This window comes from Sphingomonas sp. PAMC 26621 (genome assembly GCF_000251145.1).
GTDB lineage: Bacteria > Pseudomonadota > Alphaproteobacteria > Sphingomonadales > Sphingomonadaceae > Sphingomonas.
Genome location: NZ_AIDW01000023.1, coordinates 184,289 through 203,278, shown reverse-complemented (window position 1 = coordinate 203,278; position 18,990 = coordinate 184,289). Strand labels below are relative to the sequence as shown.

Below are 18,990 nucleotides of genomic sequence, written 5' to 3'. Positions count from 1 at the left end.
CTGGCGCCCGCCGCTTCCGTCGCGCACCGCGCTGATCGTCGCGGTGGTGCTGTCGCTCGTCGGGATCGGCGCGGTGCTGTCCGCCTGGCGGCTCCCGCCGTTCGCGACCGCGACCGAATCGACCGACAACGCCTATGTGCGCGGCCGCACCACCGTCATCAGCCCGCAGGTGAGCGGCTATGTCACCGCGGTGCTGCAGCGCGATTTCGCGACCGTCACGAAAGGCCAGCCGCTCGTCCGGATCGACGATCGGATCTACCGCCAGCGCGTCGATCAGGCCAAGGCGCAGGTCGCCGCGCAACAGGCGACGCTCGCCAACAGCGACCAGACCGCGCGCGCGCGCGCCGCGAGCCTGCAGGCGCAGGACGCCGCGGTCGCCAACGCGAGGGCGCAGTTGCTCCGCGCGCAGGCCGACATGAACCGCGTCAACGATCTCGTCACTGACGGGTCGGTGTCGCTGCGCGAACGCGACCAGACGCTCGCGGCGCTGCGGCAGGCGGAAGCCGGCGTGCTCCAGGCGAATGCCGCGCGCGAGATCGCGCGGCAGGATATCCGCACGGTCGAGGTCGGGCGCGGCGGGCAGCGCGCCGGGGTCAGCGGCGCGGACGCGGCGCAGCGGCTCGCGCAGATCGATTTCGACAACACCGTCGTCCGCGCCCCCGAAACCGGGCGGCTGAGCGAAGTCGGCGTGCGGGTCGGGCAATATGTGACCGCGGGGTCGCAGCTGATGTTCCTCGTGCCGCCCGAGACCTGGGTCATCGCCAATTACAAGGAAGCGCAGACTGCGCGGATGGCGGTCGGCCAGCCGGCCAGCTTCACCGTCGACGGGCTCGCCAATGCGCGGCTGACCGGCCATGTCGAGCAGCTGTCCCCCGCCGCCGGGTCCGAATTCGCGGTGATCAAGGCGGACAATGCGACGGGCAATTTCACCAAGGTGCCGCAGCGGATCGCGGTGCGGATCAAGGTCGATCCGGGCCAGCCACTCGCGGCGCGGTTGCGCCCCGGCATGTCGGTGCAGGCGCGGGTCGATACCTCGTCGGGGCCGCGGATCCGATGACGCGCGCGCTCGGGGGGGTGGCGGTGGCGCTCGCGCTGGCGGGTTGCATCGGTCCGCGCCCGGTGGCGCCCGCCGCGACCGCGGTCGTGGCCCCGCCCGCCTGGCGGACCACGTTCGGTCCGGGCACGCCGATCCGCGCGGACTGGTGGAACGCGTTCGGCGATCCGGTGCTGACGGACCTCGTCTCGCGCGCGCTCGCCAACAATCCCGATCTTGGTGCGGCGGCGGCCCGCGTCGAGGAAGCCCGCGCGACCGAGCGGCTCGCGCGCGCGCAACTCTCCCCGAGCGTCAGCGCGGGTTTGCCCGCCTCGGAGGCGCGCGCGTTGAACGCGTTCGGCACCGCGACCTCCAACGTCGCTGCGCAGCCCTCGATCACCGCGAGCTACGACCCCGACCTGTTCGGGCGCCTCCGCAACGCGAGCGCCGCGGCGCGCGCGCAGTTGCTCTCGAGCGAAGGGGCGCGCGATGTCGTCCGGCTCGGCCTCGCGAGCAGCGTCGCCACCGGCTACATCACGCTGCGCGCGCTCGATGCGCGGCTCGCGGTCGCGCGCGATACGCTTGCCGCGCGCGGCGACGGCCTGCGGATCGCGCGACGGCGGGCGGAGACCGGCTATACCTCGAACCTCGAACTGCATCAGGCGGAAGGCGAATATCGCGCGACCGAGCAGCTGATCCCGCAGGCGCAGCTCGCAATCACGCGGCAGGAGGATGCGCTCAGCCTGTTGCTCGGGGATAATCCGCGCGCGATTCCGCGCGGGGCGGCGCTGACCGCGCTGACGCTTCCGCCGATCCCGGAAGGGCTGCCGGCGGATCTGCTGCGGCGGCGTCCCGATCTGTATCAGGCGGAACAGACGCTCGTCGCAGCCAACCGCAGCCTCGACAGCGCGCGCGCAGCGTTGCTCCCCAACGTCGCGCTGACCGGATCCGTCGGGGTGATCCTGACGACCGCGCTCGCCAATCCGGTCGGGGTCTTCTCGCTCGGCGGGAGCGTCCTGTCCCCGCTGTTGGACGGCGGGCGGTTGCGCGCGAGCGCCGACGCGGCGACCGCGCGGCGCGACCAGGCGGCCTACGCCTACCGCCGCGCCGCGCTCAGCGCGTTCCGCGACGTCGACGACAGCCTCGCGGGGGTCCAGCGTTCGGGGCAGCAGGCGGTGGCGATCCGCGGGCAGCGCGATGCGCTGGCGGCGGCGCTGCGCAACGCGTCGAACCGCTATCGCGCCGGCTATTCATCGTATCTCGACCAGCTCGACACGCAACGCGGGTTGCTCACCGCCGAGCTCGCGCTGGTCCAGGCGAATTCGGACCGGCTGACGTCGTACGTGTCGGTATATCAGGCGATGGGCGGCGGCTGGAGCGACGCCGATATCGCCGCGGTACGCCGCTAGCCCCACCCCGGCGAAAGCAAGAGTTCTGCAAAACCGTCCGTCATCCTGAACTCGTTTCAGGATCCAGCCCTCCGCGAGTCCGGGCCGTGCTCGTCGCACGGTGGATGCTGAAACACGTTCAGCATGACGGCAGCTTTTTTGCGGCGCGGAATGGCGATCAAACCTCGGCGAAAGGTAGCGCGTTACGGATCTGGTGCTGTTTTCCTGCGAAAGCAGGAATCCAGAGCCAAGCAATACAACGGCTTACGGCTTTAGTGACTCCTGGGCTCCTGCTTTCGCAGGAGAACAGACCCACCTCCGCACAGGTCTCGCCCCCGCCGACGTGACGGGGGAAATCAAAACGCGAAAGCCGCCACCGTCTCCCGCGTCGCCACGCGCAACGCGTCCTCGACCAGCCGCAACGGCGCCAGATCGACCTCCGACGTCCCCGCCGCGATCAGCGCGGCAAACCGCGCGTAGATCGCCGGATATTCGATATTATCCGCCTTTCGCGGCGCTTCCCCGTCGATCGCGATCGATGCGCCGCCGTCGCTGAGCACCAGCGTCCCGCGATCGGTGTCGATCCGCATGTCCCAGCTCTGCGGGCCGGTCTGGAGGAAGTCGAAGTCGGCGCTGATCGCGGTTCCGCCCGACACCATCGCCAGCGTCGCCGCGATCGGGGCGGCGCGGCCCTCGGGGATCTGGACGTGCGCGGTCTCGACCGTCACCGGATCGGGCAGGATCGCGGTCAGGATCGACAGCGCGTTGATGCCGGGATCGAACACACCGAACCCGTTCTCCGCGAGGATCCATTCCTGCCCGGGATGCCAGCGGCGAATGTCTTCCTTCCACGTGATCGCGACCCGGTCGACACGACGCCCGGCGACCCAGGCGCGTGCCTCGGCGACGGCCGCCGCCTCGCGCGAGTGCCACGTCGTCATCAGCGTCGTTCCGGCGGCGGCTGCCTGCGCGACGATCGCCTCGGCCTCCGCCAGTGTCGCCGCGGTCGGTTTCTCGAGCAGCACCGCCAGCCCCGCTTCGATCGCCTCGGCGGCAATCGCGGCGCGGTAGGCGGGCGGGGTGCAGATCGCGACCGCGTCGAGATCGGGCAGCGCGGCGCGCATCGCGCCAAGATCGGGATAGCTCGGGACGTTCGGCAGGCTGCCGTGCGGGTCCGCCGTCGCGACCAGCGCGAACCGCGGATCCTTGTCGATCGCGGGGACATGCTGGTCGCGCGCGATCTTCCCGATTCCGACGATCGCTAGGCGGATCGGGTGTGCGGCGGCGTCGGGCATGGCGTGTCTCGTCTTTGGTCTGAGTATTGCGGCCATAGAACGCGTCAGGAAGGTCAGCAAGCGACGCGATCCCGGGAGCGCCAGCGCGGGTGGACAAGGACGATCAGTCGGATCAATAGGACGCGACCCGCCTCCCGGAGGCATATCGATCCCGCTTCGGCCGGTGCCGCGAAGGACGCGCAGCAATGACCACATCCCGCGCCGCACGCTTTGGCGACGCCTTTCTCGCGGTCGATTGGGGGACCACCAACCGCCGCGTCTATCGCATCGAAGGCGGGCAGGTGGTCGCGACCGACCGCGACGCGCGCGGAGTGACCGCCGTCCCCGCCGATGGCTTCCCCGCCGAAGTCGCCGACCTGCGCGCACGCTTCGGGGATCTGCCGATGCTGCTCGCGGGGATGGTCGGTTCGACGATCGGCTGGCGCGACGTGCCCTATGTCGGCGTGCCCGCCGGGATCGACACGATCGCGCCGCGGCTCGGCTGGATCGATGACCGCACCGCGATCGTCCCCGGTCTCTCGTTCCGCGACGGCGCGCGCGCCGACGTGATGCGGGGCGAGGAAATCCAGTTGCTCGGTGCGATCGCCGCGGGGCTTGTGCCGCGCGACGGTCTGCTCTGCCAGCCCGGCACGCATTGCAAATGGGCGCGCGTCGCAGGCGGCGTGGTGGTCGACTTCACCACCGCGATGACCGGCGAACTGTTCGCCTTGCTGCGCGGCACGGCCTGTTGTCGACGCAGCTCGGCGGCACTGTCACGCCCGGCGCGGCGTTCCGCGACGGCGTCGCGGCGGGCAAGCGGCGCGACCTGTCCGCCGCCTTGTTCGGCATCCGCGCGAGCAAGCTGCTCGGCCAGCGCGACGATTCCGACGCCGCCTCCTATGCAAGCGGTCTGCTGATCGGCAGCGACGTCGCGGTGCGGCTCGAAAGCGGCGCGGGCGATGTCCATATCCTGTCCGACCCCGACCTCGGGGGGCTCTATGCCATCGCGGTGTCGGCGAATGGCGGCACGCCGCACGTCGTCGACAGCCACGCCGCCTTTGCCGCCGGTATCATCGCGCTCGCGCAAGCCCTTGGAGAATGATCGCATGACCATGATCGCCGATTTCGACGCCGCCTTCGCGCGCTGCCCGCTGGTCGCGATCCTCCGCGGGGTCCGCCCCGACGAAGTCGAGGCGATCGGCGAGGCGCTGGTCGAGGCGGGCTTCACGCTGATCGAAGTGCCGATGAACTCGCCCGACCCACTCGACAGCGTCGCGCGGCTCGCGAAGCGGTTCGCGGGGCGCGCGATCATCGGCGCGGGGACGGTGCTCGATACCGATGGCGTCGCGGCGGTGCAGGCGGCGGGCGGGACCATGGTGATCTCCCCCAACATGAACCCGCGCGTGATCACGGCGACTGCCGCCGCCGGGCTGGTCTCGCTGCCGGGCATCGCGACGCCGAGCGAAGCGTTCGCGGCGCTCGAGGCAGGCGCGACCGCGCTGAAACTGTTCCCGGCGGAAGCGGCGAGCCCGGTCGTGCTCAAGGCAATGCGCGCGGTGCTGCCCAAGACGGTGCGCGTGCTGCCGGTCGGCGGGATCACGCCCGAGGGGATGGCCTCGTGGACCGCGGCGGGCGCCGCCGGGTTCGGGCTGGGCGGTGCGCTGTATTCGGTTGGCGCGACGGCGGAGCAGGTCGGGGCGAATGCGCGCACGTTTATCGCGGCGCTTGGGTGAGCGCCTCTTCCTCCCGTTCGTTTCAAGCGTAGTTGAGAAACCTGCGCTGTGCCCGGTTTCTCCACTTCGCTCGAAACGAACGGGGGGGCGGGGGCATCGTCCTCTGGCCCTTCCCGAAATCGCTGGTATGGCCGTGCCTGCAACACAGACAGGCCCGGTACAGGGCGGTAAACGGGAGCGGCAAGCGATGGCGGGATTGTGGTTCGAGCAGCTTGCGGTAGGCCAGACCTTCGCCCACGCGATCCGGCGCACCGTGACCGAGACCGACAACCTCCTGTTCTCGACGCTGACGCACAACCCCGCGCAGCTTCATCTCGACGCCGAATATATGAAGACCAGCGACTACGGCCGGATCATCGTCAATTCGACCTTCACGCTCGGGTTGATGGTCGGCGTGTCGGTCGGCGACACGACGCTCGGCACCGCGGTCGCCAATCTCGGGTGGGACGAGGTGCGCTTTCCCGCGCCCGTGTTCATCGGCGATACGCTGCGGATCGAGACCGAGGTGGTCGACCTGCGCGAATCCCGCTCGCGCCCCGACGCGGGGATCGTCACCTTCGTCCACCGCGCGTTCAACCAGCGCGACGAACTCGTCGCGACGTGCAAGCGCACCGGATTGCAGCGCAAGACCCCCGCGGGAGACGCCGCATGATCGACCTGCGCTCCTGGCTGTTCATCCCCGGCGACAGCGAGAAGAAGCTCGCCAAGGCGGACAGCACCGGCGCGGATGCGCTGATCTTCGATCTCGAGGATTCGGTCGCGCCCGAGAACAAGGCGCGCGGGCGGGAGCTCGTCGCGGGGCTGCTCACGGATCGACCACAGGAAGCGCGGACCAGCCAGTTGTGGGTTCGGATCAACCCGCTCGATAGCGGGATGGTGCTCGACGATCTGGTCGCAGTGGTGGCGGCGGCGCCCGATGGCGTGATGCTCCCCAAATGCGCCGGTCCTGCCGATATCGCGCAGCTCTCCTTCTATCTCGACGCGCTCGAGGCGCAGGCGGGGCTGGCCGCCGGATCGATCGCGATCCTGCCGGTCGCGACCGAGACCGCCGCTGCGCCGTTCACGCTGGGGGAATACGCCAGGGTGCGGCAGGCTCGGCTTGCGGGGCTGACGTGGGGTGCGGAGGATCTGGCGGCGGCGTTGGGGGCCTCGACCAATCTCGATCCGGCGGGCGGCTGGGCGCTGACCTATCGCACGGTGCGGACGCTGACGTTGCTCGGTGCGAAGGCGGCGGGGGTGCAGGCGGTCGACACGCTGTACGTCGATTTCCGCGACGAGGCGGGGTTGCGCGCCTCGTCGCGCGCGTCGCGCGCGGAGGGGTTTACCGGGCGGCTCGCGATCCACCCCGCGCAGGTTGCGGCGATCAACGAAAGCTATCTGCCGGATGCCGCGGAAGTCGCGTTCGCCGAGCGGGTCGTCGCGGCGTTCGAGGCGGCTGGGGGCGCGGGGACGGTCGGGCTTGATGGGCGGATGCTGGATATTCCGCATCTGAAGCAGGCGCGGGCTGTGCTGGCGAAGGTGGGGGCTTACGGGGGGTAGGCGTTGTAACCGGCGCACTTGATGTTGCAGGCTGCTCGATACGGAGAGTGACCCGCCGGATCGCACAGTTGTTCCGCCGGCCAAAGGGTTGCTCAACGTGTGATAGCTTTTTCAAGCCCCTCCCCTTTAGGGGAGGGGTTGGGGTGGGGAAGTGCCTCGCAGAGGGCTGGTTCTGCTGATCTGCCCCACCCCCAACCCCTCCCCTGAAGGGGAGGGGCTTAAGAGCCGCCCGCAACCACTTCCGCAATATCCAGTGTAAACCACCGCCGCAGCGGTCTTGCGCTGACGCTCGCCAAAACCGCTACCCAATCGACACGGATTAGACCCGAAACGGTCATTACGCTGCAACACTGAGTCGTCATGCGCGACGATGAGGTCGACAACCGGCCCGTCAGGGAGTCTCCAGAATGACACTTCGTGTTCACCTGCTTGCGGGTTCGATGATGCTTGCCTTCGTTTCGCCAAGCGCGTTCGCCCAGACAGCCCCGACGCCCGCCCCGACGACCGAACCGCAGCCGAGCGATGCTTCCGCGACCGAGACTCCCGCCGCCGACCAGCCCGATATCGTCGTGCTCGGCTTCGGCCAGGCGCGGCAGGTGCAGACCGTCAGCAACCTCGACATCGAGCGCCTCACCCCCGGCTCGACCCCGCTCAAGGCGATCGCCAAGCTCCCCGGCGTCAATTACCAGGCCGCCGACGCGTTCGGCGCGTATGAATGGTCGTCGCGGATCACGCTGCGCGGGTTCAACCAGAACCAGCTCGGCTTCACGCTCGACGGCATTCCGCTCGGCGACATGAGCTACGGCAATTCGAACGGCCTTCACATCAGCCGCGCGATCATCTCGGAAAACCTCGGCGTGGCCGCGGTGGCGCAAGGCGCGGGCGCGCTCGGCACCGCATCGAGCAGCAACCTCGGCGGGACGATCGAATTCACCTCGCTCAAACCGTCCGACAAGTTGGGCATCGTCGCCTCGGGCACCTATGGCAGCGACGAGACCTATCGCGGCTTCGTCCGGCTCGAGAGCGGCGACATCACCGGCCAGGGGCTCAAGGGCTATATCAGCTACGGCTATCTCAAAACCGACAAGTGGAAGGGCTTCGGCGAACAGCGCCAGCATCAGGTCAACGCCAAAATCACGCAGGACCTCGGCAGCCGCGGATCGATCACCGGCTTCTTCGATTATTCGGATCGCCGCGAGCAGGATTACCAGGATCTCAGCCTCGATCTGATCAAGCGGTTCGGGTATAATCTCGACAACATCTCGAATGACTTCCCGCTCGCGACACGGCTCGCGCAGGTCTATGCCAACCAGAACGCCGGTGCCGGGAAGCCGCTGCCCTATCCGACCGCGGGCACGACCTTCCCCGCGCCGTACCAGACCGTCGACGACGTCTATTTCGATGCGGGCGGCCTGCGGAAGGATTATCTCGCGGGCGCGACCTTCGATGGCCGGCTGACCGACCACGTCTCGCTCAAGCTGACCGGCTATTATCACAATAACCACGGCCAGGGCGTCTGGTACCTGCCGTACACGCCGACGCCGGGTGGCGCGGCGCTGTCGGTGCGGACGACCGAATATGACATCCATCGCGGTGGCGTGCTCGGCCATGTCGCGGTCGACACCGGGCCAAACCATCTCGAGATCGGTGGCTGGTATGAATCGAACAATTTCGAGAATGCGCGTCGCTTCTACGGCCTCGCCAACCAGGCGACCGCCTCGCTCCCGACACTCGACTTCAAGACCAACCCGTTCTTCACGCAGTTCGACGCCAAGTTCGATACCGAGACGCTGATGTATTACGTCTCCGACAAGCTGACGCTCGGCGACCTGACGCTGTCGGGCGGGTGGAAGGGCCTGCAGGTCATCAACCGCGCCAAGGCAATCGTCGGCACGCTCGCCGCCGGCAAGATCGAGGCGAAGGACTGGTTCCTGCCGCAGGTCGGTGCGCTGTATCGGATCGGCGGCCAGACCGAACTGTTCGCGACCTTCACGCAGAACATGCGCGCCTTTACCTCGGCGGCGGTCGGCGGTTCGCCGTTCGCGACGACGCAGACCGGGCTCGACCTCATTCGCAACACGCTCAAGCCCGAGCGGTCGGACAGCTATGAAGTCGGCGGACGTTTCCGGATGAACGGGTTCCAGGCGTCGATCGCGGGCTATTATGTCGACTTCTCGAACCGCCTGCTGTCGCTGGCGAACGGCACCGGCGGCGCGGGCAACCCGACGACGCTGCAGAACGTCGGGTCGGTGCGCAACTACGGCGTCGAAGTGACTGGCACGTACAAGGTGATGCCGGCCGTCTCGCTCTATGCGTCCTATTCCTACGGCAAGGCGGAATATCGCGACAACGTGATCAGCACCGCGGTCGGCTCGATCGGGCAGATCGACACCGCGACCAAGGGCAAGACCGTTCCCGACAACCCCGAGCATATGCTCAAGGGCGAAGCGGTCTATGACGACGGCCATGTCCTCGCACGGGTCGGCGCGAACTACATGTCGAAGCGCTATTTCACCTATCTCAACGACCAGTCGGTGCCCGGTCGCGTGCTGGTCGATGCGACGATCGGCTACACCTTCCACGGCGACGGCGTGCTGGACGGGCTGGGGATCGAGGGCAGCGTGACCAACCTGACCGACCTCGGCTATATCGCGACGATCGGGTCGAACGGTTTCGGCAAGAGCGGCGACAACCAGACGCTGCTGGCGGGCGCGCCGCGGCAGTTCTTCGTGACGGTGAAGAAGGGGTTCTGACGGGTGAGGGGTGGGCGTGTGCCCTCTCCACACCTGCTTCCCCCTCTTACTTCCTTCCCCGGCGAAGGCCGGGGCCCAGTAGCGAAACGAGAGAATGCAAGCGGATGCGCTTCGTTACCTCGTTCCTCGCTACTGGGCCCCGGCCTTCGCCGGGGAGGAATCAAAGGGGGAAAAACCCGCGATAATCTCACAATGATTTCAAGGCCCGTACCTCCCCCCCCCGGGGGTCGTTCGCGCACCGCCCTTCAACGCTACCGAGCGGGCGTGCCGACCGCATCCATCCCGGCCTGCGTCCCTGTCGCCGGCAGCGTCCCCGCCATCCCCTTCGCCACCCGCTCCGCCGCCGCCATCACGCGGAGCACGTTGCCGCCCGCCAGTTTCGCGACGTCGCCGTCGCTCCACCCGCGCCGCATCATTTCCGCGAGCAGCGCGGGGTAGGTCGAGATGTCACCCAGCCCCTCGGGCAACACGCTGCCGACCCCGTCGAAATCCGACCCGATCCCGACATGATCGACCCCCGCGACCCGCGCGATATGCGCGACATGGTCCGCAACCTGCGCGAGCGTCACGCGAGGCGCGGGATTCTTCGCCAGCCAGTCCTGCATCGCGGCCGCCGCCTTGTCGGGTTGCCCGATATAGAGCCCGCCGAACGGCGGCGCGTTGAGCCGGGTCGCCTCCGCCGCCTTGTCCGCCGACCAGCGGCGATACGCGTCCGACACATAGTTCGGCGCGAAATTTACCATCACCACGCCGCCATTCGCCGCGACCAGCTTGAGCACGTCGTCCGACACGTTGCGCGGATGGTCGTCCACCGCGCGCGCGCCGGAATGCGAGAAGATCACCGGCGCCCTGGTCACGCGAAGCGCGTCGCGCATCGTCTCTTCGCTCACGTGCGACAGATCGACCAGCATCCCGAGCCGGTTGAGCTCGCCGACCACCGCCTCACCGAACGGGGTCAGGCCGTGGTGGTGCGGATCGTCGGTCGCCGAATCCGCCCAGGCGATCGTGCGCGAATGGGTCAGCGTCAGATAGCCCGCGCCGAGATCGTGATAGGCGCGCAGCACCGACAGGCTCGCGTCGATCTGCCCGCCGCCCTCGACCCCGATCAGCGACGCGATCCGCCCCGACTGGTGGATCCGCCGCACGTCGTCCGCGGTGCGCGCGAGCGCGAAGTCCTTCGGATAGCGCGCGACGATCTGGTGGACGAGGTCGATCTGCTCGAGCGTCTGCTTGACCTGCTCGAGCCCAGGGAGCGCTGCATCGACATAGACCGACCAGAATTGCCCGCCGACCCCGCCCTTGCGCAGCCGCGCGATGTCGGTGTCGTATTTGGGCGTGCGCCGGTCGAGCCCTGTGGCGAGGTCGATGCTCCAGCGCTGCTCGCCCTCGCGCTCGCGGAGCGTTTCGGGCCAGTCATTGTGTCCGTCGATCAGCGGGGTGGCGCGGAGGATGTGCGCGACGCGGGTGTCGTAGACGTCCGCGACGGCGGGGGTCGCGAGAACGGCAGCGGCAAGAGCGAGGGCTGTGACGTATCGCGACATCGGCGGTCCTTCCCGGGGAAAGACTCGTGGTAGCCAACCCGACACAAGCGACAAGCCGCAAACAGCGATACCACATCTTCCCCGGCGAAGGCCGGGGCCCAGTAGCGAAACGATCGGGGGCGAGGAGTGACCTGACTTACCTCGACCTCCGCTATTGGGCCCCGGCCTCCGCCGGGGAAGCGATATCAACGCAGTCGGCGTTACCGCAACGAAGCGGTCGCCATCGGCCTTGCCTTCGCCGTCACGCGCCACACCGTATTCCCGAGATCGTCCGCGATCAGCAGCGCTCCCGTCTTGTCGACCGCCAGCCCGACCGGACGTCCGCGCGCCTTGCCGTTGCCGCCGACGAAGCCGGTCACGACGTCCTGCGCCTTGCCGCTCGGCTTGCCACCCGCGAAGGGCACGTAGACGACCTTGTAGCCGTTGAGATTGCCGCGATCCCAGCTGCCATGCTCCGCCACGAATGCGCCGCCCTGATAAGCCATGGGCAGGCTCGCCCCGGTGGAGAACACCAGCCCGAGCGGCGCGACATGCGAGCTGAGCCCGTAATCCGGCAGGATCGCCTTCTTCACGAGGTCGGGCCGCTGCGGCATGACGCGCGGATCGACGTGCTGGCCCCAGAAGCTGTACGGCCACCCGTAAAAGGCCCCGTCCTTGACCGAGGTCATGTAGTCCGGAACCAGATCCGGCCCAATCTCATCGCGTTCGTTGACCACCGCCCACAATTGCCCGCTCGCTGGGTTGAAGGTCAGCCCGTTGGGGTTGCGCAACCCGGTCGCGAACAACCGCGACGCGCCGTTCGAGCGGTCGACCTCCCACACCGCGGCGCGGTTCTTCTCCGCTTCGATCCCGTTCTCGGTGATGTTGCTGTTCGATCCGACGCCGACGTACAGCTTGCTGCCATCGGGGCTCGCGACGAGGCTCTTGGTCCAGTGATGGTCGATCGGCCCGCCGGGCAGATCGGTCAGCTTGACGCCCGGCACGGTGATCCTGGTCTGCCCGGTGACATAGGGAAAGCGCACGATCGCATCGGTATTGGCGACGTACAGGTCACCGCCGACCAAGGCGATCCCGAACGGCGAGTGGAGATGGTCGAGGAACACGCTGCGCACGTCGGGCTTGCCGTCGCCATTGGTGTCGCGCAGCAGCGTGATCCGGTTGCCACCCTTCGCGCTCGCACCCGCGTAGCCCTGCACCCAGCCCATGATCAGCTCCTTCGGGCGCTTGATCGGTGCACTGCCGGGGCCGTTCGCCTCGACCACAAGCACGTCGCCATTGGGGAGGACGAACGGCTGGCGCGGATGCGTCAGCCCGGTGGCGAGCGCGGTCACCTGGAGCCCCGGCGCGACCGTCGGGGTCTCGCCCGCGGCCCAGGTGCCGACCGGCGCGACGTGCATCGGCGGAAGGAGATACTGGTTGATCGCGGGCAGCGCCGGGTTCGCGCCGATCTGTTGCTCGGTCGAGCCGCCCGCACCGCTGCAGGACGCCAGCGCCAGCGTCGCAACGCCGAGGACGAGGGGGGAAAGACGGCGCATCAGGCGACTCCTGCATTGGTACGATGGGCGACCGACACGCCGGTCCAGCTCGCCGCGATCACCAGCACCGCGACGATCGCCGACAGCAGGATCCCGGTCGGCATCACCGAGGTCCACGCGTCACGGCTGTGGACGAACGCATTGATCGTCCCCAGCACCAGCACCGCGAGGTTGAGCAGGCTGTGGAACCACGGCCGCGGCGCGCGGCGCAGGTGGCGGTTGCGCGCATAATCGACGATCCCCGCGATAGCCGCGAACACCGTCATAATCAGCCCCCCGGTGATCAGCCAGACCGAGAAGTTCGCCCACTGCATTTCGGCAGTGTTGACGTAGGTCAGATCGGTCAGGAACGCGGTGGTGAAGAACGCGAGCGGAAACGCCGCAAGCAAAGTGTGGATCGGATGCGGCGGCGTTGCCGTCCCGATCGCGTGTACGTCTCGTTGCGCCATGGTCTGCATTCCTCGGAAGTCCCCGCTCCTACGTTTCGAGGGCGCGACTGTTCCAAAGTGTTGCTGGATTGTCGGTTTTGGTTTGGGTGGGCGCGTCGCGTCATGGCTGCGGATGGCCGGCGTTGGTGGGGGCTGCTGTTATAGGGATGACGATGGGGGAGCGGAATTCCCCGCAACCGGTCCGTCATTCCCGCGTAGGCGGGAATCCATTGTCACCGTCCGTCCTGTACTATGGCAGCCCTTCGCGGTTATCCCCTTGCCCATGGCAGCGACAGTTCTATCAATCGCTTTGTGGCTGGTTCGATCCAGCGCGCAATGACGTATGCCGCGGTAATAACGGCCGCATAACCACCGATATCACAAATATCGGCTCGGCGTTTGGGAACGCCCGCCCGGCCCATCCAAGCGTCGAATTTCCGATCGTGTTGTGGATGAGATAGAGGGGATAGCTGATGTATCCCATAAACTTCATCGGCGGCGCAGCGAATAACCTCTGGAGTTCGATACTCTTTTGAGCGCCGGCAAATAAAGCAACGATTATCAAAAGGACGGCGTGGTCTTGCCAGGCAAGGGAGCTTCCACTTTGTAGCAGGGCGGATCCTATGCCGACGAGAAGCGCGACGAAAAATAGGCCGTTACTTCGCATTTGACGCGCCTTGAAGAACAGCGCGCCGGAGGCAAACCAGCCAAGGAGATCCATCCGAAGCCATTGCAGCGGCTCAAGGCTTCTGACCAAGACTTTTGGCAAGTGCGTGCTAGCTAGAAGGCTCGGCCCCACTAGGGTGATGATTGCAATCGCCAACAACCCAGCTATCGCAACCCGCCATCCAGCAGCAAAGTACATAACTGAAAAGAGCAGGTAAAATGCTACCTCTGTGTACAATGTCCAAAACACAGGGTCCAAAGATTCAAATTTAATCTTAAATATGGCATGGTAAAATGACGGTGAGACAAACGTGAGTCCCGGTATTATATCAAGAATGTTACCGGTTGAATTGGTTGCCAATGGCATAAATGACAGGCTTACAAACGCAAAAGACAGTACCGTGGCAATCAGCATTCCCGGAAATAGGCGAATCCACCGTTTAAGTATGAATGTCGGGAGCCTATTGCACCTTTCAATAGTCATAAAAATGACGAAGCCAGATATAAGGAAAAACATCTCCACGCCAGACCACCCCCAATGAGCTAGCGGGTCAATGTATCCCGCCGAATATGGGTGAATATCTTGGTGCACCGGCCCCAGATAATGAAAAAATATGACTAAAGTTATGGACAGGCCGCGTAGTCCATCCAGAAAATCTACACGATGTCTTTGCATATGCCGTGGCCCCCGTATTGCTGCCTCCGGATCTGAAGTGCTTGTTCCGTTATTACAAGCGTCTCCTGCAATCGTTTTTGTTTCGTCGAGACGTCGCGACGAGTGACGGGCTTAGGCTCTACAATCAAGGTAAGGCACAGGCCTCCGTTTGAACCTCTTGAGCATCATGAGTTAAGCGGCGCTCTCCGCAGCCATCTGTATAAGCCCGACGGCGCGCCCACCCTGGCACCGTCTTTTCTTGGTATCATAGCATGCTCAACCGAATGACCGTAATCGGGCGTTTCCGACACCCGCGTCCGCAAACCCCAACCCTACCGAAACAGCCCCAACGGAACCTTCCCCGCCATCGCCCGATACCCGACCGGCGACGGATGCAACCCATCCCCCGAATCATAATCCTTGCGCAGCTTCGTCGGCGCAGCCGGATCGCGCATCGTCGCGTCGAAATCGATCACCGCGTCGAAATGCCCGGGCGCGCGGATCCACGCGTTGACCGCCGCGCGATCCGCTTCGTTCTGCGCGTCGGGGTGGTAATAGCCCGATCCGCCATCGGGCAGGATCGTCGCGCCATAGACCTTGATACCGGCGGCATGCGCGCGCGCGACGATCTGCCGGTACGTGCCGATCATCCGCGCCACCAGCGCGACATGCGCCTCGCGCGAGACGGGCGCCTCGCGCGTCAGCGTGCCGAGATCGTTGATCCCCTCGAGCACGATCAGATAGCGCACCCCCGGTTGCGCGAGCACGTCGCGGTCGAACCGTGCAAGCACGTTCGGCCCGAGCCCGTCCGCGAGCAGACGATTGCCGCCGATTCCATGGTTGAGCACCCCGATCCCGCGCGTGGCCGGGTCCGCCTGCAGCCGCTCCGCCAGCAGGTCGGGCCAGCGATCGTTGCCGTTGGTGGTCGCGCCATGCCCGTCGGTGATCGAATCCCCCAGCGTCACGACCGCACGTGCGTCGCGCGCGGCCGCCTCGACCGCGACGCCGGCAAGCTGGAACCAGTGTTCGGTCGTCTGCGCGTCCGCCAGCGCGGCATCGCCGACGTGGTTGCCGTGGACGAGATAGCTGGTCGCACGCGATCCGGGGTGGCTCGTCTGTCCCTTGGGCGCGACCGGAAGATAGACCGACACTGCGACCGAAGACAGCGCGGGCGCGTCGAGCGTCACCGGATCGGACCAGTAGCTCGCCCCCGCCGGAATCAGCACCTCCGCCGCGCCATCGAAGGTCAGCGTGCGGTCGCTTCCGACGATCAGCGCGGCACCCTTGCCGGCCAGCGCGACGTGCGCGGCCTGGACGCGAAGCGGCTCGGTCCCGAACGCGTTGCTCAGTTGGATACGGAGGTGTTTGCCGCCCATCGAAAGCCGGACGACTTGCCGCAGCGTCGCATCGGTCAGCAGCGGATCGGCAAGCGCGTTGCGCGGTTCGGGGATCTGCTGCGCGGTCGCCCAACTGCCGACCCAGCGCGCGGGTTGCGGTGCCGCGGCCCCCAGCAACAGCACCCCTAAAGCCGCGAGCCCGATCGTGCGGATCGTTTTCATCCCGTTTCCTCTCCACGCCACTATCTTGTGGCTGTCACGGCCTTGACAGCGCGCCGACGCTGGTGTTGTTAGCGCTATCAAAATAAAATGTCGAGTGGAGCGGGTATGAAGGGCGAACGAGGCGGGATGGCGTCTGCGCTGCCGGGGGACTGGGGTTCGGGAAGTTTCATTGGTCGGATCCAGACGGAGGACGGCCCGTCGCCGATCCTGCTCGTGCGCGGGCAGGCGTTCGACATGGCGCGCGTCGCGCCGACCGTCTCCGCGCTGATCGACCGCGGTGATTTCAGCGGTGTGGGCGGCACGCCGCTCCCCGATTTCGCGTTCGAAACGGCCGCGCTGCTCAGCCCTGTCGACCTGCAATGCGTCAAGGCCGCGGGCGTCACCTTCGCGGTCTCCGCGCTTGAACGCGTGATCGAGGAACGTGGGCGCGGTGATCCCGCTGCCGCGAGCGCGATCCGCGAACGGCTCGAGACGCGCGTCGGCGGGTCGATCCGCGGCGTCGTGCCGGGCACGCCCGAGGCGGCGGCGCTCAAGCAGGCGCTGATCGACGATGGCCTGTGGTCGCAATATCTCGAAGTGGCGATCGGCCCCGATGCCGAGGTGTTCACCAAGGCTCCCGTGCTCGCCACGGTCGGCGCGGATGCCGAGATCGGGATCCGCTCGGATTCGACCTGGAACAACCCCGAGCCCGAGATCGCGCTGCTGGTCGACAGCCACGGCAAGACGGTCGGCGCGATGCTCGGCAACGACGTCAACCTGCGGGATTTCGAGGGGCGGTCGGCATTGCTGCTCGGCAAGGCGAAGGACAATAACGCGTCCTGTTCGCTCGGCCCGCTGGTGCGGCTGTTCGACGACAGTTTCGGGATCGACGACGTCCGCTCCGCCGAGGTCGCGCTCCGGATCGAAGGCGAGGACGGTTATGTCCTCGAAGGCGCGAGCAACATGGCCGAGATCAGCCGCGATCCGCTCGAGCTCGTCCGTCAGACCTTGAGCGAGCATCAATATCCCGACGGCTTCGCGCTGTTCCTCGGCACGCTGTTCGCGCCGGTGCAGGACCGCGACGAACCCGGCCGCGGCTTTACCCACAAGGTCGGCGACACGGTGTCGATCGAAAGCGCCAAGCTCGGGCGCCTCGTCAACCGCGTCGTCACCTCGCGCGATGCCGCGCCCTGGGCGACCGGGATCGGCGCGCTGATGACCAATCTGGCCCGACGCGGCCTGCTGGAGACAAAACAGTGACGGCCATGCCGACCGACGCCACGATGACGACACGGGCGATCTATCCGAGCCTCGCAGGCAAGCGCGTGCTCATCACCGGGGGGGCGACCGGGATCGGCGCGGGGCTGGTCGAGGCGTTCGCCGCACAGCGCGCGGAGATCTGCTTCCTCGATATCGATCACAATGCGGGCGCGGCGGTCGCCGAGAAGTTCGCACCCGGCGGGTTCCATGGCTGCGACCTGCGCGACATCGCTGCGCTCAAGCAGACGATCGCGACGGTCGCCGAGCAGCTCGGCGGGATCGACGTGTTGATCAACAACGCCGCCAATGACGATCGCCACGGCATCGCGGAAGTGACGCCCGATTATTGGGACGAGCGAATGGCGGTCAATCTGCGCCACCTGTTCTTTGCGGCACAAGCGGCGGTGCCGCACATGCAGCGCGCAGGCGGCGGCGCGATCGTCAATTTCGGGTCGATCAGCTGGCATCTCGGCTTGCCCGACCTCGTCCTCTACCAGACCGCCAAGGCCGCGATCGAGGGCATGACGCGCAGCCTCGCGCGCGATCTGGGCCGCGACAACATCCGCGTGACGACGATCGTGCCGGGCAACGTCCAGACCCCGCGGCAGGAGAAATGGTACACACCCGAGGGCGAGGCGGAGATCGTCTCCGCGCAATGCCTCGACGGCCGGATCCAGCCCGCCGATGTCGCGGCGCTTGCGCTGTTCCTCGCATCGGACGATGCCCGCATGTGCACGGGGCACGACTATTTCGTCGATGCCGGCTGGCGCTGAGGGGATACAGGCGATGGTCCAGTCGGTTTTCGCGGTTGCGGCGACGCTTGGGGAAGGGCCGGTGTGGATCGGCGACGCCCTGTGGTTCGTCGATATCAAGGCGCACCGCCTGTATCGCTTCGACCCTGCCACCGGCACCGCGCAGCACTGGACCGCGCCCGACCAGATCGGCTGGGTGCTGCCGACCGAGGCGGGCGATATGGTCGCCGGGGTCAAGACCGGGCTCCACCGCTTCGATCCGGCAAGCGGCGTGTTCACGCTGCTGCACGATCCCGAGCCCGAGCATCCGGGCAACCGCCTCAACGACGCGGCGACCGACGCGAAGGGCCGGATCTGGTTCGGCACGATGGACGATTCGGAAGCGGGCCTGACCGGACGGCTGCACCGCCATGCGGACGGCGTGACGCAGGACAGCGGCCTGCCGCCGGTCGCGATCACCAACGGCCCCGCGATCAGCGCGGACGGCACGATGCTGTATCACACCGATACGCTCGGCAAGCGCATCTGGCGCGCCGCGATCAACGACGACGGTTCGCTCGGCGCGCCCGTGCTGCATATCGAGATCGAGGACGGCGCGGGGCATCCCGATGGCTGTGTGCTCGATTCCGAAAATTGCCTGTGGACCGGGCTGTTCGGCGGCTGGGCGGTGCGGCGCTACGATCCGGCGGGCGCGCTGCTCCAGTCGGTGCGCTTCCCGGTCGGCAACATCACAAAGATCGCCTTTGGCGGCCCCGACCTGCGCACCGCTTATGCGACGACCGCGCGCAAGGGGCTCGATCCCGCCGCGCTGGCGGAACAGCCCGAGGCGGGCAATCTTTTCGCATTCGATCCCGGCGTGGCGGGTCTCCCCGTGACGCCGGCAAAACTATAAAAG

Annotated in this window: 15 protein-coding genes and 1 pseudogene; 10 read left to right on the top strand and 6 right to left on the bottom strand. The window is 67.0% G+C overall.

What is annotated here, in order from left to right; genetic code table 11:
• Both RI03_RS14200 and RI03_RS14195 read left to right on the top strand, forming a co-directional pair.
• On the top strand, nt 1–1,057 hold a 1,057-nt coding region (locus RI03_RS14200), incomplete at its 5' end, for an HlyD family secretion protein (RefSeq protein WP_010218067.1).
• A complete protein-coding gene (locus RI03_RS14195; RefSeq protein WP_010218066.1) occupies nt 1,054–2,442 on the top strand; it encodes an efflux transporter outer membrane subunit in 1,389 nt (462 codons plus the stop codon). The genes RI03_RS14200 and RI03_RS14195, both read left to right, overlap by 4 nt.
• A 335-nt stretch (nt 2,443–2,777) precedes the next feature.
• Here RI03_RS14195 and RI03_RS14190 read toward each other — a convergent pair whose 3' ends face one another.
• The gene (locus RI03_RS14190) at nt 2,778–3,716 is read right to left on the bottom strand and encodes a Gfo/Idh/MocA family oxidoreductase (RefSeq protein ID WP_010218065.1); all 939 of its coding nucleotides are present in this window, start codon (nt 3,714–3,716) and stop codon (nt 2,778–2,780) included.
• A 185-nt stretch (nt 3,717–3,901) separates the two neighbouring features.
• Here RI03_RS14190 and RI03_RS14185 point away from each other — a divergent pair.
• From RI03_RS14185 to RI03_RS14165, 5 genes and pseudogenes are all read left to right on the top strand, one after another.
• A pseudogene (locus RI03_RS14185) lies at nt 3,902–4,797 on the top strand (2-dehydro-3-deoxygalactonokinase).
• Between the two features lie 4 nt (nt 4,798–4,801).
• A complete protein-coding gene (locus RI03_RS14180; protein WP_010218062.1) occupies nt 4,802–5,428 on the top strand; it encodes a 2-dehydro-3-deoxy-6-phosphogalactonate aldolase in 627 nt (208 codons plus the stop codon).
• A 187-nt stretch (nt 5,429–5,615) separates the two neighbouring features.
• Nucleotides 5,616–6,080 (top strand): MaoC family dehydratase, encoded by a 465-nt coding sequence (locus tag RI03_RS14175; RefSeq protein ID WP_010218061.1) that lies wholly within the window; start codon nt 5,616–5,618, stop codon nt 6,078–6,080.
• Nucleotides 6,077–6,967, top strand: coding sequence for an HpcH/HpaI aldolase/citrate lyase family protein (locus RI03_RS14170; protein WP_010218060.1), 891 nt, complete (start codon nt 6,077–6,079; stop codon nt 6,965–6,967). Before RI03_RS14175 ends, RI03_RS14170 begins: the two co-directional genes overlap by 4 nt.
• Nucleotides 6,968–7,410: 443 nt before the next feature.
• On the top strand, nt 7,411–9,720 hold the full coding sequence (locus RI03_RS14165; protein WP_010218059.1) for a TonB-dependent receptor domain-containing protein: 2,310 nt from the start codon (nt 7,411–7,413) through the stop codon (nt 9,718–9,720).
• 251 nt (nt 9,721–9,971) lie between these two features.
• Here RI03_RS14165 and RI03_RS14160 read toward each other — a convergent pair whose 3' ends face one another.
• The 5 genes from RI03_RS14160 to RI03_RS14140 all read right to left on the bottom strand — a co-directional run bounded on the left by RI03_RS14160 (nt 9,972) and on the right by RI03_RS14140 (nt 16,104).
• Entirely contained in the window at nt 9,972–11,261 is a 1,290-nt protein-coding gene (locus RI03_RS14160) for a dipeptidase (RefSeq protein WP_010218058.1), read from the bottom strand.
• A gap of 200 nt (nt 11,262–11,461) precedes the next feature.
• On the bottom strand, nt 11,462–12,796 hold the full coding sequence (locus RI03_RS14155; protein WP_010218057.1) for a PQQ-dependent sugar dehydrogenase: 1,335 nt from the start codon (nt 12,794–12,796) through the stop codon (nt 11,462–11,464).
• A complete protein-coding gene (locus tag RI03_RS14150) occupies nt 12,796–13,245 on the bottom strand; it encodes a DUF2231 domain-containing protein (protein ID WP_138995669.1) in 450 nt (149 codons plus the stop codon). Before RI03_RS14150 ends, RI03_RS14155 begins: the two co-directional genes overlap by 1 nt.
• A 280-nt stretch (nt 13,246–13,525) precedes the next feature.
• Nucleotides 13,526–14,566, bottom strand: a complete 1,041-nt coding sequence (locus tag RI03_RS22725; protein WP_081504224.1) for an acyltransferase family protein — start codon at nt 14,564–14,566, stop codon at nt 13,526–13,528.
• A 311-nt stretch (nt 14,567–14,877) separates the two neighbouring features.
• Complete coding sequence (locus tag RI03_RS14140; RefSeq protein ID WP_010218054.1) at nt 14,878–16,104, bottom strand: SGNH/GDSL hydrolase family protein; 1,227 nt, start codon at nt 16,102–16,104, stop codon at nt 14,878–14,880.
• 105 nt (nt 16,105–16,209) lie between these two features.
• On the opposite strand from RI03_RS14140, the gene RI03_RS14135 reads away from it, so the two are divergent.
• Genes RI03_RS14135 through RI03_RS14125 form a run of 3 tightly spaced genes read left to right on the top strand, consistent with a single transcriptional unit; the run spans nt 16,210 to nt 18,987 of the window.
• Nucleotides 16,210–17,343: a fumarylacetoacetate hydrolase family protein gene (locus RI03_RS14135; protein ID WP_010218053.1), complete on the top strand. Its 1,134-nt coding sequence runs from the start codon at nt 16,210–16,212 to the stop codon at nt 17,341–17,343.
• 5 nt (nt 17,344–17,348) lie between these two features.
• Nucleotides 17,349–18,116, top strand: coding sequence for an SDR family NAD(P)-dependent oxidoreductase (locus RI03_RS14130; protein WP_010160587.1), 768 nt, complete (start codon nt 17,349–17,351; stop codon nt 18,114–18,116).
• A gap of 13 nt (nt 18,117–18,129) precedes the next feature.
• Nucleotides 18,130–18,987 carry an SMP-30/gluconolactonase/LRE family protein gene (locus RI03_RS14125; protein WP_037515351.1) on the top strand — a complete coding sequence of 286 codons (858 nt, stop codon included), beginning with the start codon at nt 18,130–18,132 and terminating at the stop codon, nt 18,985–18,987.
• Nucleotides 18,988–18,990: the final 3 nt, after the last annotated feature.